This window comes from Bacteroides clarus, from assembly GCF_015555825.1.
Lineage (GTDB): Bacteria > Bacteroidota > Bacteroidia > Bacteroidales > Bacteroidaceae > Bacteroides > Bacteroides clarus.
Map to the genome: position 1 here is coordinate 206,098 of NZ_JADNLF010000001.1, position 14,641 is coordinate 220,738.

The 14,641-nt window shown below is 49.1% G+C and carries 11 protein-coding genes; all 11 read right to left on the reverse strand.

What is annotated here, in order from left to right:
* Positions 1-74 precede the first annotated feature (74 nt).
* Positions 75-689, reverse strand: coding sequence for a polysaccharide deacetylase family protein (locus I2F54_RS00735; protein WP_195500315.1), 615 nt, complete (start codon positions 687-689; stop codon positions 75-77).
* A 98-nt stretch (positions 690-787) separates the two neighbouring features.
* Positions 788-4,132: a glycosyltransferase family 117 protein gene (locus tag I2F54_RS00740; RefSeq protein ID WP_195500316.1), complete on the reverse strand. Its 3,345-nt coding sequence runs from the start codon at positions 4,130-4,132 to the stop codon at positions 788-790.
* A gap of 502 nt (positions 4,133-4,634) precedes the next feature.
* Positions 4,635-5,399, reverse strand: coding sequence for a metal ABC transporter ATP-binding protein (locus I2F54_RS00745; protein ID WP_009122060.1), 765 nt, complete (start codon positions 5,397-5,399; stop codon positions 4,635-4,637).
* A gap of 2 nt (positions 5,400-5,401) precedes the next feature.
* The gene (locus I2F54_RS00750; RefSeq protein ID WP_118466898.1) at positions 5,402-6,304 is read right to left on the reverse strand and encodes a metal ABC transporter solute-binding protein, Zn/Mn family; all 903 of its coding nucleotides are present in this window, start codon (positions 6,302-6,304) and stop codon (positions 5,402-5,404) included.
* Between the two features lie 71 nt (positions 6,305-6,375).
* Complete coding sequence (gene mnmD / locus I2F54_RS00755; protein WP_195500317.1) at positions 6,376-7,104, reverse strand: tRNA (5-methylaminomethyl-2-thiouridine)(34)-methyltransferase MnmD; 729 nt, start codon at positions 7,102-7,104, stop codon at positions 6,376-6,378.
* A gap of 33 nt (positions 7,105-7,137) precedes the next feature.
* Positions 7,138-7,617, reverse strand: coding sequence for a YqaA family protein (locus I2F54_RS00760; protein WP_195500318.1), 480 nt, complete (start codon positions 7,615-7,617; stop codon positions 7,138-7,140).
* Positions 7,593-8,597, reverse strand: a complete 1,005-nt coding sequence (locus tag I2F54_RS00765; RefSeq protein ID WP_009122064.1) for a hypothetical protein — start codon at positions 8,595-8,597, stop codon at positions 7,593-7,595. Before I2F54_RS00765 ends, I2F54_RS00760 begins: the two co-directional genes overlap by 25 nt.
* A gap of 6 nt (positions 8,598-8,603) precedes the next feature.
* Positions 8,604-9,878 carry a phosphoribosylamine--glycine ligase gene (gene purD / locus I2F54_RS00770; protein WP_022218666.1) on the reverse strand — a complete coding sequence of 425 codons (1,275 nt, stop codon included), beginning with the start codon at positions 9,876-9,878 and terminating at the stop codon, positions 8,604-8,606.
* A gap of 44 nt (positions 9,879-9,922) precedes the next feature.
* Positions 9,923-12,112: a S9 family peptidase gene (locus I2F54_RS00775; RefSeq protein ID WP_195500319.1), complete on the reverse strand. Its 2,190-nt coding sequence runs from the start codon at positions 12,110-12,112 to the stop codon at positions 9,923-9,925.
* Positions 12,113-12,132: 20 nt separating this feature from the next.
* Complete coding sequence (locus I2F54_RS00780) at positions 12,133-13,554, reverse strand: THUMP domain-containing class I SAM-dependent RNA methyltransferase (RefSeq protein WP_195500320.1); 1,422 nt, start codon at positions 13,552-13,554, stop codon at positions 12,133-12,135.
* Between the two features lie 60 nt (positions 13,555-13,614).
* Entirely contained in the window at positions 13,615-14,514 is a 900-nt protein-coding gene (locus tag I2F54_RS00785) for a serine O-acetyltransferase (protein ID WP_009122068.1), read from the reverse strand.
* Positions 14,515-14,641: the final 127 nt, after the last annotated feature.

The following is a 14,641-nucleotide window of genomic DNA, read 5'->3' on the forward strand; positions in this document are numbered from 1 at the left end:
TTGAGAGTTGAAAGTCAGGATGCGCGATTATGCCGCATTAAACTTTCAGCTCTCAACTTTTAACTTTCATAACTCTATAACAGTTTAAACTCGTACCCTTCTTCTTTCAGAAATTCTATTGCCCGCGGTAGTGCGTATTGCAGATTTCCGTTGTTCCAGGACTTTAAGGAATCATGAAACGTGATGATGGAACCATTGCGTGCGTATCTCATTACGTTGGCAAGCACCTGAGGGCCGCGCAGCTTCTTACTATAATCGCGCGTTACCAAATCCCACATTATTATCTTATAGCGACGTTTCAGTATCATATACTGTGTCCATCCCATGTGTCCGTGCGGAGGACGGAATAAATCCGTTTTCATCACCTCATTGGCTTTCTCCGCATTGGCCAGATAGTCTTTGAAGTTATATTCAAATCCTCTGAGGTGGTTGAAGGTATGGTTACCGATGCGATGTCCCCGCTCCACAACCATTTGGAACTCATCAGGATGTTTACGGATATTGTCACCTACCATAAAGAAGGTGGCCTTTATACCGTATTTGTCAAGCAAATCAAGAACCCAGGGAGTAACTTCAGGGATAGGCCCATCGTCAAAAGTCAGATAAATGGCTCTCTCATTCGGGTCCATTCGCCAGACGGAGCTGGGGTATAATTTACGAATGAACTCGGGAGGCTGTTCTATAAACACGATTAATCAGTGGTTAACGGTTAGTGATTAGTGATAAGCGTGCAGTGGTGAGTAGTTGGCAAACAGTTATTTGCCAATCACCCACCGCTATCCGCTTATCACTGTTTAAGTCTTTCTACATATAAGTTGTACAACTCTTCTACTTTCGGTTCGTAGATTTCCGCCAGTTTGGAATTGTATTTCTTCATAATCTTTACTTCGGCATCAAGTACTGCCCAATGGTATTCAAACTCACGGGTAGAGATAACGAAGCGGTTGTCGTCCATGCTCAGATACCAGGTGAGGTATTCCACGGCTTTGTTGGCAAGCGCTTTCATCATTTCGTCGGCTTTTGCGGAATCGCCTAACTGGTAATACGCTTCAGCCATTTGTACGGCGCCGTTCTGCCAGTCGTATGGTACGTTGAAGGCGGGAATCATCTTCTCGGCATAGTCCAACGCGGCTTTCGCCTTATCCTTCTTGCCCTCGCGTATCAGTTGCTGCACGAGCTGGGAGAAGATACGGCGATGCGAGTGACACATACGCATCGTATTCTCGTCAATGTAGATACCCGGCTTGTCGATACCGCCGAACTTGAATTTGTTCATCAGGTTGTCGTACATCTTTTCGCTGTCAATCTTCACACCCAGTTTGTCCGTATCGAACGGAGTGAAGCGGTAGGTAAGACCTTCCTGAATGAAGTGGTTGCCCATATTCAACTGGTTCTCCGGCCCTACGCTGACTGCGATGTAGATAGGACGCTCCCAATTGGCTTCCGCCAACATCTCGAGCATCATAAGTTCGCTCTTGTAGAGGGCGCGTTTGCCTTTCAGCGAGATGTGCATATAGTCGGGGATGGAATCACCCGGTATCATCATGCCGCTGCGGCGTACGGCTTCCTTATCCACTTTCATTACGATGCTGTCGGTGGGAATCACTTTCAAGTCTTCGTTCTTGCTGCGTATCCAATATTTCAGGATGTTTTTGAGCTCGTAAGGATTGTCGCCGAATTCTTTCTTCACGTTTATCAGTGCTTCGGTATTACCGCTCAGGGCTTGTTTCTCTGCTTCGGCATACAGGGCATCGATGCTCTTCTTGTATTCGGGGCGTACCGGAACATATTCGTTGGTACCTTCCACGTACTCCATACGGTCCCACGTGATAGGCAGGGAAGGAGAGTCGTAGGCGGGACGCTTCATCTGGTCGATGTACCAGTCGGTCTGCAGGTAGCTGAGGTTACAAGTACGGGCATCGGTGCGGAAACCTTCCGTCTCTTGGTTGTACCACAGGGGGAAAGTATCGTTATCACCGTTGGTGTAGATGATGGGATTGCCCGTCTCCTGCAATGACATCAGGTAATTCTGACCGAAATCACGTGCCACATAACGGCCGCTGCGGTCGTGGTCGTCCCAGGTCTGGCTTGCCATCTGTATGGGAACAAAAAGACAGGCCACTGAAACGATGGCCGCGGCGGGAAGCTCCTTCATCTTGGCATAATGCTGCAACAGGCGGATGATGCCTGCCACACCCATGCCTATCCAGATGGCGAAAGCGTAGAACGAACCCGCATACGCGTAGTCGCGTTCACGCGGCTGGCTTGGTGTCTGGTTCAGATAGAGCACAATCGCTATACCGGTCATGAAGAAAAGGAAGAACACTACCCAGAACTGCTGGATACCTTTCTGGCCGCGGTAGGCCTGCCACAACAGACCGATAATTCCGAGCAACAGCGGCAGGCAGTAGAATACGTTATGTCCTTTATTCTCTTTCAGCTCTTTCGGCAGCAAGTCCTGATTGCCTACGAGCATGTTGTCAATGAACTTGATACCGGTAATCCAGTTGCCGTGCTCTATTTCTCCGCTGCCCTGCAAGTCGTTCTGGCGTCCGGCAAAGTTCCACATAAAGTAGCGCCAGTACATCCAGTTGAGCTGGTAGGAGAAGAAGAACTTGATGTTTTCCCACTGCGTGGGCATGGTTACCATAATCATTTCGCCGCATTTGTCGTAGGGCACATCATACCCTTTGATATCCTGCCAGGCTTGATATTGGTTGGTGTGCGCGCTGCTGTACATGCGCGGGAAGAGCATATTCTGCGCGTATTCGTATTCGATACGTCCCGGAATTTCGATATAGCTGTCCTTTTCGTCGGCAGCGGCTTTCTCCTTGCGGATATATTTGGTTCCGTTGTAGGAAATGCGCGGTTCGCAATACCCGTCTTTCACGTCCAGAGCTACCTGTGAGGAGTAGGCCGGGCCGTAGAACAGCGGGCGTGTACCGTATTGCTCGCGTCCCAGATATTCGCCCAGTGTGAAGATGTCTTCCGGTGAGTTCTGGTCCATCGGAGTATTGGCGGTGGAACGGATTACGATAAGCGCATAGGATGAATATCCGATGACAATCATCATGGTGCACAACAGAGATGTGTTCAGCGTACGCGCCGATACACGGTATTTCTCTTTAATCTTCTCCTGCGTACCCGGTTTGAGGTAGAGCCATAACAGCGCGATGACGATGATGCCGATAATCACGGAACTGCTGCCATGACCATAGAAAGGAATACCCAACATGGCTATGGTCAGTATGAACGAGAGCGCCATACGCGACTTGCTCTTTTCATTGTAGCTTTCGTATACACCCCAGATAAGGCAGGCCGCCAGCAAGATGATATATACGATGACGCCGCTGTTGAACGACATGCCGAGCGTATTGACGAAGAACAGCTCGAACCAGCCGCCCACTTTTACAATACCCGGAACGATACCGTACAGTACGGCCGCTACCAGCACCATGGATGCGAGAAGCGCCAGCAGAGAGCCTTTTGCGTTGGCATCGGGCACTTTTTTATAGTAGTATACCAGCACGATGGCAGGGAGACAGAGCAGGTTCAGCAAGTGAACACCGATACTCAGTCCGGTGAGGTAGGCGATAAGAATCAGCCAGCGGTCGGAATGCGGTTCGTCCGCTACATCTTCCCACTTCAGTATCAGCCAGAACACCACCGCCGTAAACAGTGAGGAGAAGGCGTATACCTCACCCTCTACGGCGCTGAACCAGAATGTATCACTGAATGTATATGCCAATGCACCTACCAGACCGCTGCCCATGACGGTAATCAACTGTCCTTTGGTGATGTTGTTTTCATCGGTGATGACCAGTTTGCGTACCAGGTGAGTGATACTCCAGAATAAGAACAGGATACAAGCGCCGCTCATCAGCGCGCTCATGTAGTTCACCATCTTGGCAACGGTGGTGGCATCGGAAGCGAACTGAGAAAACAGATTGGCTACTAACATAAAGAACGGTGCGCCGGGCGGGTGTCCTACTTCCAGTTTATAGCCGGTGGTAATGAACTCCGGGCAGTCCCAAAAACTTGCGGTCGGCTCGATAGTCATGCAATAAACCGTTGCTGCAATTATAAATGTAATCCAACCAATCAGGTTGTTTACGGTTTTGTACTGTTTCATTCGGATGAAATTCGTTTTTTATTATAGACGGGCGCAAAGATAATGATTTCAGTTCTAAATGAGTGACAATAAGGCGGATTATTAGGATTGGTTTAGAGATATAGGGAGAATTTTCAGAAAAAACAAAGCTTTCCGTATCGTCCGTTCAGGGCGGTTTTTCAAAAATGTCCTTGTCCGGACGGCTTTGCCGGGTATGCTGTGATGGCTGTCCCTGCTTCCGTATTTTGTCGGCTTACTGCCGACAAGTTGTTTTGTACCTTGTAACAAACTGTTTCCCGTGTGGAAACAAACTGTTCCGTACGGTGGAACAAAGTGTTCCGTTATAGGAAACAAACTGTTTGATAGGCGGAAAACAAACTGTTTTCTGCAATCGGAACAAAGTGTTCACCGCTGTGAACTAACAGTTTAACCGGATATAGGCTGCCGGAAGCCACAGCCTTTTTTACGCGCGCTTATGGCTTGTGGCGGTATGACGGTATCACGGATACTTTCTGTCTTTATGCTAATGGTGATGATGCTCGCCCAATATCCGATGCGGCAATGTGCCATGTCCCAGAAGCTCTATGGGGCAGTTGAAGTTACGTTCCAGCCATTCGCCGGTAATGCCCGTATCGGGATGGTAATCCAGCGTTTCGTTGACGCAGGCAATGGATTTTACTTGCTGCAATACCGTGCCTATGTCGTGGCTGACGAGTATGATGGCGCAATCTTTGTTGATTTCGGCCAATAACTGATACAGGCGGGCTTCAAAACGCTTGTCGATATAGGTGCTGGGTTCGTCGAGGATAACCACTTCGGGGTCGGAGATTATGGCGCGTCCCAGCAGCGCGCGTTGAAGTTGTCCGCCGCTCAGTGCGCCGATAGCACGTTCTTCCAGCCCTTCCAGCCCCATGCGGGCGATGACCTGACGGGCTTTTTCCCTGTGTTCCTTGGTGAAACGCGAGGTGAGCGATTTCTTACTGCTGAGCCCCGACAGAATAACTTCTTCGACGGTGATAGGGAACTTGCGGTCTATGCTGTTGTATTGGGGCAGGTAGCCCATAGTGAGTTGGGCATTGCCCGTTGTGCGGGGAGATGTGAAAGTTATTTCACCGGAAACGGGTTTGAGCAATCCCAGAATGCATTTGATAAGAGTGGTCTTACCGCCACCGTTCGGACCGATAATGCCCAGAAAGTCCCGGTCGTAAACGGTAAGGTTTACGTCGCGAAGCACTGTGCGACCGTCGTATCCGGCATTGAGGTTTCTTATTTCAATAATAGGTTTCATTGTTAGTTCTTCATTAAATTCAGCGCCTTCGCCGTATTCAGCATTTCCGCTTCCCAATCGTAGGACAGGGGGTTGATATCGACAATCCGGGTTCCGGTTTGTTTGGCGATGATTTCGGCGTTGCGGCGGTCGAACTCCGGCTGTACGAAGATGACATGTACTTTTTCGCTCTTGCAGGTATCGATCAGTGCTTTCAGATGTGCGGGTGACGGTTCTTTGCCGCCGGCTTCGATAGGAATCTGATGCAGGCCGTAGTCACGGGCGAAATAGGAAAGCGCCGGGTGGTAAATCATAAAGGCGTGGTCTGCGCCGGGAGCGGTGAGTGTCTGCCGTATGAGGCTGTCGGTATGCTCTATCTGGCGGCAGAGGGCATTATAGCGTTCCAGGTAAGCGCTTTCATTACTTTTATCGATGCTGCACAGCGCACTCAGAATATTGCCCGCGATGATTTGGGCGTTGGTAGCGGAGTTCCATATATGGGGTTCTACGCCGGTGGCGTGGTGGTGCTCCTTCCCGTCTTCCACATGCCGATGGCTGTGGGTATTGTCGTAAATCAAATCCACGCCTTGCGACATGTCAAAGAATTGCAGGTGCGGGGCGTTGTCTGTCAGCTTATCTGTCCATGTTTGTTCAAAGCCTATATAGCCGATGCGGAAATAGGCTTTACTGCGGGCAAGGTCTACAAGCTGCTGCGGCGTAGGGTCGTAGGTTTCCGGACTTGTACCTTTGGGAACCATGCTGACTACTGTGAACCGGTCGCCGGCAATGGCTTCGGTGAAGTATCGCAGAGGCTCGAGCGTAACGGTAATGACGGGTTTGCCGCCGGTCTTGTCGCTTTGGTCGCTTTTGGGCTTGCAGGAAGCTATGAGTATGGTTGCGAGTAGTAAAAAGTATATCTTTTTCATCTATCTTATTTATGGCTTTTATAAGTGTAATTCAGGGTAACTGTTGCTTTGTTTATCTTCTTTCTGGCGGCTTATCCCTTTGTTTTGGTGGCTCGGAGTATCTCACGTTTGCCGCCCGGCGGGCCGGGAAGCCGCTCCACCGTAAACCCGACGGCTTGTAAAAGCCGGCGGATAACTCCCTTGGCGCAGTAGGTGGTCAGTATGCCGTTGGCGTTCATGTAGGCATATATATTCCGGAAAAGCTCCTCACTCCACATCTCAGGCTGCTTTTCGGGGGCGAATGCGTCGAAATAAACAAGGTCGAAATAGGGATTAGCGATTAGTGATGAGTGATTAATGGGTGATTTATCGCTAATCCCTAATCGCTCAACACTAATCCCTAACCGCTCACCGCTAATCACTTTATTTACGTCTCCTTGTATTTTGTGTAACGTAAAATAAGGGGTAATGTTCACATCTGTATCCCATGGAGCCGTGTGCAATTCCTTAAACAAGGGATGGTCGCTATAATTCAGTACATCGACTTCTTCCCACGACAAAGGATAGAGTTCGATGCCGGTGTAGTGGACGGCTCTTTTCTCTTGTCCGGCAGTCTCCAAAGTGAGCAGGGCGTTAAGTCCCGTGCCGAATCCTATTTCCAGAATGCGGGGGCGGATGGCGGCAGATACTTTCAGCCCCATATCGATAAAGATATGTTGCGATTCGGTGCGTGCTCCTTTTACCGAATGATAATGCTCATTCAGCTCCGGCACAAACAATGTGACGCTTCCGTCTTCCGTCCGTTCTATAATCCGTTCCATACCCGCTAATCACTAAACATTAATCACTACCCGCTAAACACTTATCACCGACAATGCCCCTTGCAAGGCCAATAACATGGCGATATATCGTATCAGTTTGCCCGCAAACATGGAAGAAATGGTCAGCATGACGTTGCTACGCATAAATCCCAATGCTATGGCAATGGCCTCTCCCACGAAAGGCAGGAAGGCGAAGAAAGCCATGAGAGCCCCTTTCCCTTGCAGAAAACGCTGCATCTTGTCAATCTTCTCCTTCTTTACTTTGAAATATTTCTCTATCCAGTCTGTTTTGCCGAGCCGACCCATGTAGTAGCAGGTCATGCCGCCGACCGTATTTCCCAATGTTGCGGCAAGGACGCAAACGGCAGGGTTCAGTCCTACCTTGACGAGCGCCAGCATCACCAGTTCGGAACTGAACGGAATGATACTCCCCGCCAGTAAGGCCGAGATAAAGAGCCCTGCATATCCCCAGTCAATCAGAAGTTGTATCAGTGTGTCTGCAAAAGCGTCCATAGATTGAATCCGAATAAAGTAAATAACCCGACAAGCATAATGATAAAGAACAGGTTGGAGCTCCGGCTGTTGGTCAATACGAATAAGTGTCCTATCAGAATGCTGGTACCGATTAACAGCAGGGAGAACAGATGAGGATATAGAGCCGGTTGTAACCCTATATAGACGAAGATGCAGAAGTTCAGGAATATCAGGAAATGCAGATAACTGCGCGTACGTATCTTATCCTCATAGCCGGCAATTAAGCAGTGGCTTGAACTTACTATATATAAAAGGAGTATATACCCGATTGTCGCCAATTCCCAAGGCCGGAAGCCGAATCGGATGGAGCGGAAATTCACCAGTTCCAGAAACGGCTGATAGAATAATTCCATGTGTCCGGACAGGTAGGTGTAGCCTAATAGGAACCAATAAGGTACGCTCCAGCCGATGAGCGAAGCGAAAAAGCTTTTAGGGTGCAGGGACTGGAAGCTATACGCGCCTATCCAAAATACGGGTACGAAGAACATCAGTTGCGGGAAGAGCAGGCTTCCCATTCCCATGAATACGAATGCATGGAACAAATAGCTCGCGGGCTTGGCCTGCTGATAGCTTCTGAACAGGAAATACAGAGCTATGAGGAAAGTGACCGCCACCAAATCTCCTGCATATAATATATGCATGGCAGGGCAGACGGAAACCAGCAGAAAATAAATGGCTGTCTGTACGGACGCCCGCATACGGATGATGGCGAACGCGTTGTTCAGCCCGATAAGAAAATATCCTATGACGGAGTATAGGATAAAGCTGAAAAGGCGGGTGCCCCAGGCCGGGATACATGAATCACGGAATAGGTCCCACAGGGGATAATCGTCTTTTCGTATTTCCAAATCGGGTAATAGGATGGCGCTCAGTATCCAGCAGGTTACTGATATAAGGATGGCGGCGGGAAGCGTAAAGCGTCCCGCCGTAACCCGATTTTGGAATCTTTGGCTTCTCATTGACTGTTAAAGGTCGAATCCGATGTCGCGACGGAAGTATTTACCCTCGAAACTTAACGTTTCGGCTACTTTGTAACTCTTAGCCAAAGCCTCTTCTTTTGTTTCTCCATAGGAGCAAACGGCTATCACGCGACCGCCGTTGGTGACGGTCTGGCCGTCCTTTACGGCGGTACCGGCATGGAACAGGATGCTGTCCGTAGCCTCGGCGAGGTTGAAGCCGGTAATGGGATATCCTTTTTTGTATGCTTCGGGATAACCGCCGCTGACCAGCATTACACAAGCTGCCGTACGCGGGTCGAGCTCCATTGTCTTGGTATCGAGGTTTGCCTTGTGTACGCCTTCAAACAGTTCCACGATATCGCTCTTAATGCGCAGCATGACGCTTTCTGTCTCTGGGTCTCCCATACGGACATTGTATTCTATCACCATGGGCTCGTTCTGCACATTGATAAGTCCCAGGAAGATGAAACCTTTGTACAGGATGCCTTCTTCGCGCAAGCCGTTGATGGTGGGCTCTATAATGCGTTCGCGCACTTTTGCCATAAATTCGTCGTTGGCGAAAGGAACGGGTGTCACGCTGCCCATACCGCCGGTATTCAGCCCTTTGTCGCCTTCTCCGATGCGTTTATAGTCTTTGGCCACAGGCAATACCTTATAATGCTCGCCGTCGCTCAGCACGAAAACCGAGCACTCTATTCCGCTAAGGAATTCCTCGATGACCACTGTCGCGCTGGCATCGCCGAACATACCGCCGAGCATCTCTTTCAGCTCTTTCCGGGCTTCTTCCAGTGTCGGGAGAATCAATACGCCTTTACCTGCGCACAGGCCGTCGGCTTTCAATACGTAGGGGGCGGTGAGGGTTTCCAGAAAAGCAAGCCCTTCTTCCAGCGTTTCGGCTGTCACGCTTTTGTAGCGGGCGGTGGGAATGTTATGGCGCAGCATGAATTCTTTGGCGAATTCTTTGCTGCCTTCCAGCTGCGCGCCTTTTGCAGAAGGACCGATAATGGCGATGTGCCGGGTAGCGGCATCTTCTTTGAAACAATCGAAAATACCTTGCACCAGCGGATCTTCGGGACCCACTACAATCATGTCAATCTTATGCTCAAGGGCAAAAGCCTTGAGAGCGGGGAAATCAGTAGCTTTGATGTCTACATTCTCGCCCACTGCGCTTGTTCCCGCGTTGCCGGGAGCGATATACAGTTTTTCTATTTTGGGGCTTTGCGCAATCTTCCAAGCCAAAGCGTGTTCGCGGCCACCTGAGCCAAGCAATAATACTTTCATTTTATAGATACGTTTAATTGTTTACTGTTGAAAATGCGTCCGGTTTATAAATAATCCTCGAAATATCGGGTTATCTTCTCGTGCAGATGTACACGGTCACGTCCCAAGACGTTGTGCTTATGTCCGGGATAGATAAACAGATCGGGATAGGTGCGTGCATCCACGCAGGCTTTCATGAAAGAAAGCGTATGTTGGGGTACGCATGTATCGTCGTGGTCATCGTGGATGATAAGCAGATGTCCTTTCAGTTGCCCTGCGAGGTTCTTCAAATCGCATTGTTCATAACCTTCGGGGTTTGCCTGAGGGGTATCCATATAGCGTTCGCCATACATTATTTCATAGTACTTCCAGTCGATGACCGGTCCGCCGGCCACGCCGACTTTGAAAATTTCCGGATAACGGAGCATGAGGGCGGTAGTCATATGTCCGCCGAAGCTCCAGCCGTGCACGCCGATGCGGTTACCGTCCACATAAGGCAGGCTTTTCAGGTAGTCCACTCCTTTTACCTGGTCCTTGCCCTCTTCAACGCCTAAATGTCTGAAGGTGACGTTCTCAAATTCCAGTCCACGGTTGCTGCTGCCGCGGTTGTCGAGCGTGAACATGATATAACCTTTGTTGGCCATATAGATGTCCCAGCCGCGCGCGCCGTTCATCCAGCCGTTGGTAATCATCTGGGCATGGGGACCGCCATATACGTAGACGATTGCGGGATATTTCTTGTTCGGGTCGAAGTCGGCGGGCTTGACAAGGCGGTAATATAAGTCGGTCTTGCCGTCGGCCGCCTTTATCGTACCTGTTTCTATGGCAGGCATGGTGAAGCCTTCATAAGGATTCTTCGCGGTCAGCAGGGAGATGCTTTTCCTGTTTTGGGTGTTGACTATCTCTATCTGGCGGGGAGTATCCGGAGTGGAATACCGGTCGATGATATAATTGCCCGAAGCGGAAAGTATTCCGTTGTGTACCCCCTCGCTATTGTCCAATGGGGTACGTTTGTTCGTATTTACATTTACTTTATATAAATTACTCTGCAAGGGAGATAGCTCGGTGGAAGCGATGATGACCTCTTTCTTCTTGGCGTTGAACCCTAAAATGTCCTGCACCAGCCAGTCTCCTTTTGTCAGTTGCTTGATAAGCTTGCCGTCCGTATTGTAGAGATACAGATGGTTGTAGCCGTCTTTCTGGCTCTGATAGATAAACTGGGTATGATCCCAGGGCAGGAACAGGATAGGTTGTTGAGGCTCTACATATTTGGAGTGCGTTTCCTCGATAAGGGTGGACATCAGCTCTCCGGTTTCGCTGTTGTATCGGCAAAGTTTTGCATGGTTCTGATCGCGGTTCAGCTCTATGAGATAAAGGCTCTTTCCGTCGGGCGCCCAGCTGATGTTGGTGAAATAACGGTTGGTAGGGTCACCGGTATTCAAATAAACGGTCTTTTGAGTGTCCGGATTATAGATACCTACGGTAACCTGATGGCTGAGCATTCCTGCCATCGGGTAACGTATCTTGTCCACTAAAGCTATTCTGGGAGTAATATCCACCAGCGGATAGGGAGTTACCATGCTTTCGTTCATGCGGTAAAAGGCCAGCAGGTTTCCTTGGGGGCTCCAGAAAGTACCCTTGCCGATTCCGAATTCATTGCGGTGTACGCTTTGTCCGCACACAATGCCTTCGGGTTCTTTGGTGACGGCTTTGTTGTCCACAAAGAGATTATTCTTTACGGTATAAGCTATGTGCCCGCCTTCCGGGGTATAGTCAATGTTGGCACCGTTTCTCTCTCCGGCCTGTGGCAGGCCTTTGACGAATTCATCTTTCTCAAAGTCATAAACGATGTATCTCGCAGGCAGCTTGATAAGCATATACGGCTTGTCCGGCCACGGGAACTCGGTATTGTAGAAATGCTGTACTTTGCTTCCCTTATGGCTGGGTGTGGCGGTTGTTTCCGTAGGAGTTATCAGTGAGCCGAGCACTTGATTTACCTTTTCCCGGGTCGTGAGCAATGTCTCCTTTCCGTTTTTGGGGTTGACGGCAAACAATGAATCGATGCCGGGCTTGATACATATATCACCCCACCACTGCAAACCCGGTAAATTTTCAGCGATACGATAGGTTGCGCCCCCGGGAAGAAGGTCTTCCAGGGTAGGCTTTTTCAAGTCTTGTGCCATAAGCTCCATTGATAATAAAGCGGGTGTTGTCAGTAGCAACACCATGATTGCTTTACCGATTCTCTTTATCATAGCTTCTTGTGTTAGCGGTATCAGTCGTTGTTATGTTCGTTGTCCCGTTTCCGAAACTCTCTCGGTTTACGATCTTTATTAAACTCTCGCTCTCTGTTGAATTCCCGCTTCGGTTTCCATTCGCCGTCTGCCGGTTTTCTGTATTCACGAGGCTTGAACTCCCGTTTGTCATCCGATTTGAAGTCTCTTCGCTCTCTCGGTTTAAATTCCCTCTTCTCTCCGGGCTTAAACTCTCTTCTCTCTCTCGATGCGTAAGGTCTGTACTCTTTATCGCCTTCTTCGCTTTCCTGCTTTTTGTACTCTTTGTATTTTCCGTCGAAGATTTCATATTTGCGGAACTCACATTCCAAAGCGCCGTTGAACAAAGGTATCTTGGCGGTAGGTTTCAATCCGATTTGATCGAAACACTCTTCACGGTAAGAAAGTATCCATGCGGTGTTTCCTGTAAAGGCATGTTTCAGCCGTTCGCCAATCATGGAGTATAGGCCTAAAAGGTCGTTCGTTGATATACGCTCCCCATACGGCGGGTTGGTAATGATAACCGCCTTTTCCTTAGGCTGTTCAAACTGTTGGAAAGGTTGCAGTTTCAGTGTCACGTCTTTGGACACGCCTGCCGCTTTTATGTTGTGGGTAGCGATTTCGTTGGCTTTCGGATTATTGTCGTATCCGTATATCTTATGAACGAATTCACGTTCCTGGCTGTCGTCATTATAAATCTTATCAAACAGTTCCTGGTCGAAATCAATCCACTTTTCGAAGGCAAATTCCTTACGGAATACGCCCGGTGCGATATTTCGGGCTATCAGGGCCGCTTCAATGGGTATCGTACCCGAACCGCACATGGGGTCTATCAGGTCGCATTCTCCACGCCAACCGCTCATTAATATCATGCCGGCCGCCAGAACTTCGTTCAACGGAGCTTCTACTGCCTCCTGGCGATAGCCGCGACGATGCAAAGACTCGCCGGATGAATCGAGAGAAAGGGTACACTTGGTTTCGGCAATGTGAATGTTCAGCAGTACGTCGGGCTTGTTGATGCGTACGGACGGGCGTTTGTTATAGGCATCCCGGAAATAGTCCGCAATGGCGTCTTTTACTTTATAGGAAACAAACTTTGAATGACGGAATTCCTCGCTGAACACAACTGCGTCCACTGCGAAAGTTTTGTCAACATCCAGATAGTCTTCCCAGTGGATTGCCTTGATCTGCTCGTACACCTCATCGGCATTTTTTGCTACAAACTGTTTGATAGGCTTCAGGATGCGGATGGCTGTTCGCAGGCAGAAGTTCGCCTTATACATCATTTCCTTATCTCCACAGAATGATACCATACGACGTCCTATCTGTATCTCGTTTGCTCCTAAAGAGGTCAATTCTTGTGCCAATGTTTCTTCCAGTCCCTGGAAAGTTTTGGCAATCATTTCAAATGATTGTTCGCTCATCTATTTATTTTCTATTTTACGATTTACTATTTACAACTTTCTTTTATGCTTTGCAGCCGTTCATTTCTTTGCTTTGGTTTGTACGATTCTTGCGCCTGCAGGTACATCCTCCGTTACCCAGATGTTGCCGCCTACGGTAGCGTCTTTTCCAATGGTGATGCGCCCCAAGATAGTGGCATTGGAATACACGATGACATTATCTTCCAATATGGGGTGGCGGGGAATGCCTTTGATGGGTTTGCCGTCTTCGTCCAGCGGGAAGCTTTTGGCTCCGAGGGTTACACCCTGATATAGTTTTACGTTATTGCCGATAATGCAGGTTTCACCGATTACCACACCTGTACCATGGTCTATCGTGAAATAACCGCCTATGGCGGCTCCCGGATGAATGTCGATGCCGGTTTCGCTATGTGCCATTTCGGTGATGATACGCGGAATGAGAGGCACGCCGAGTACCAACAACTCATGCGCTATGCGGTAGTTACTGATGGCGCGGATGGCGGGATAGCAGCTGATAACCTCGCCGAACGAATGGGCGGCCGGGTCACCGTTGTAAGCGGCTTCGACGTCGGTTGCCAGTATACGGCGTAATTCCGGCAAATGGCTGATAAATTTGGCGGCGATCGATGCGGCCTCTTCACGTTGAAGCTCGGTACAACAGCTGCATTCATCATCACTGCCGAAACAAAGCCCTGCCAGTATTTGCTCTGTCAGCAAGTCGAACAGTCTTTCTACGTTGACTCCGATATGGTAAGTTACCGTACGGCTGTTGACCGTTGAATTTCCAAAATATCCGGGAAAGATAATAGCGCGCGCAAGTTCGATAATATCGCACAATGCCTTAGCTGAAGGCAATGGATTGCCGTCCGTGTGCTGGTGAAACAGTCCTTTGTAAGATTCGCTTTCCGATAGCTCATCGACTGCCTGTGTCAGGATGTGAGTAAAATTAAGTGGACTCATTATGATATCCTTTATTAATAAAGTGGCTACAAAGGTATAAAATACTCACCAATTTTCCTACATATCCCTCATTTATAGTATGGATTTACCACATTTATGGTATTTTGAATGAACGAACTTCGCCGTA

Bases quoted from the DNA above. Each gene is read 5' to 3' on its own strand.
- I2F54_RS00785 (WP_009122068.1), bottom strand. From the start codon at position 14,514: ATGAGTCCACTTAATTTTACTCACATCCTGACACAGGCAGTCGATGAG.
- mnmD (WP_195500317.1), bottom strand. From the start codon at position 7,104: ATGGAACGGATTATAGAACGGACGGAAGACGGAAGCGTCACATTGTTT.
- I2F54_RS00775 (WP_195500319.1), bottom strand. From the start codon at position 12,112: ATGATAAAGAGAATCGGTAAAGCAATCATGGTGTTGCTACTGACAACA.
- I2F54_RS00745 (WP_009122060.1), bottom strand. From the start codon at position 5,399: ATGAAACCTATTATTGAAATAAGAAACCTCAATGCCGGATACGACGGT.
- I2F54_RS00765 (WP_009122064.1), bottom strand. From the start codon at position 8,597: ATGAGAAGCCAAAGATTCCAAAATCGGGTTACGGCGGGACGCTTTACG.
- I2F54_RS00740 (WP_195500316.1), bottom strand. From the start codon at position 4,132: ATGAAACAGTACAAAACCGTAAACAACCTGATTGGTTGGATTACATTT.
- purD (WP_022218666.1), bottom strand. From the start codon at position 9,878: ATGAAAGTATTATTGCTTGGCTCAGGTGGCCGCGAACACGCTTTGGCT.
- I2F54_RS00760 (WP_195500318.1), bottom strand. From the start codon at position 7,617: ATGGACGCTTTTGCAGACACACTGATACAACTTCTGATTGACTGGGGA.
- I2F54_RS00750 (WP_118466898.1), bottom strand. From the start codon at position 6,304: ATGAAAAAGATATACTTTTTACTACTCGCAACCATACTCATAGCTTCC.
- I2F54_RS00780 (WP_195500320.1), bottom strand. From the start codon at position 13,554: ATGAGCGAACAATCATTTGAAATGATTGCCAAAACTTTCCAGGGACTG.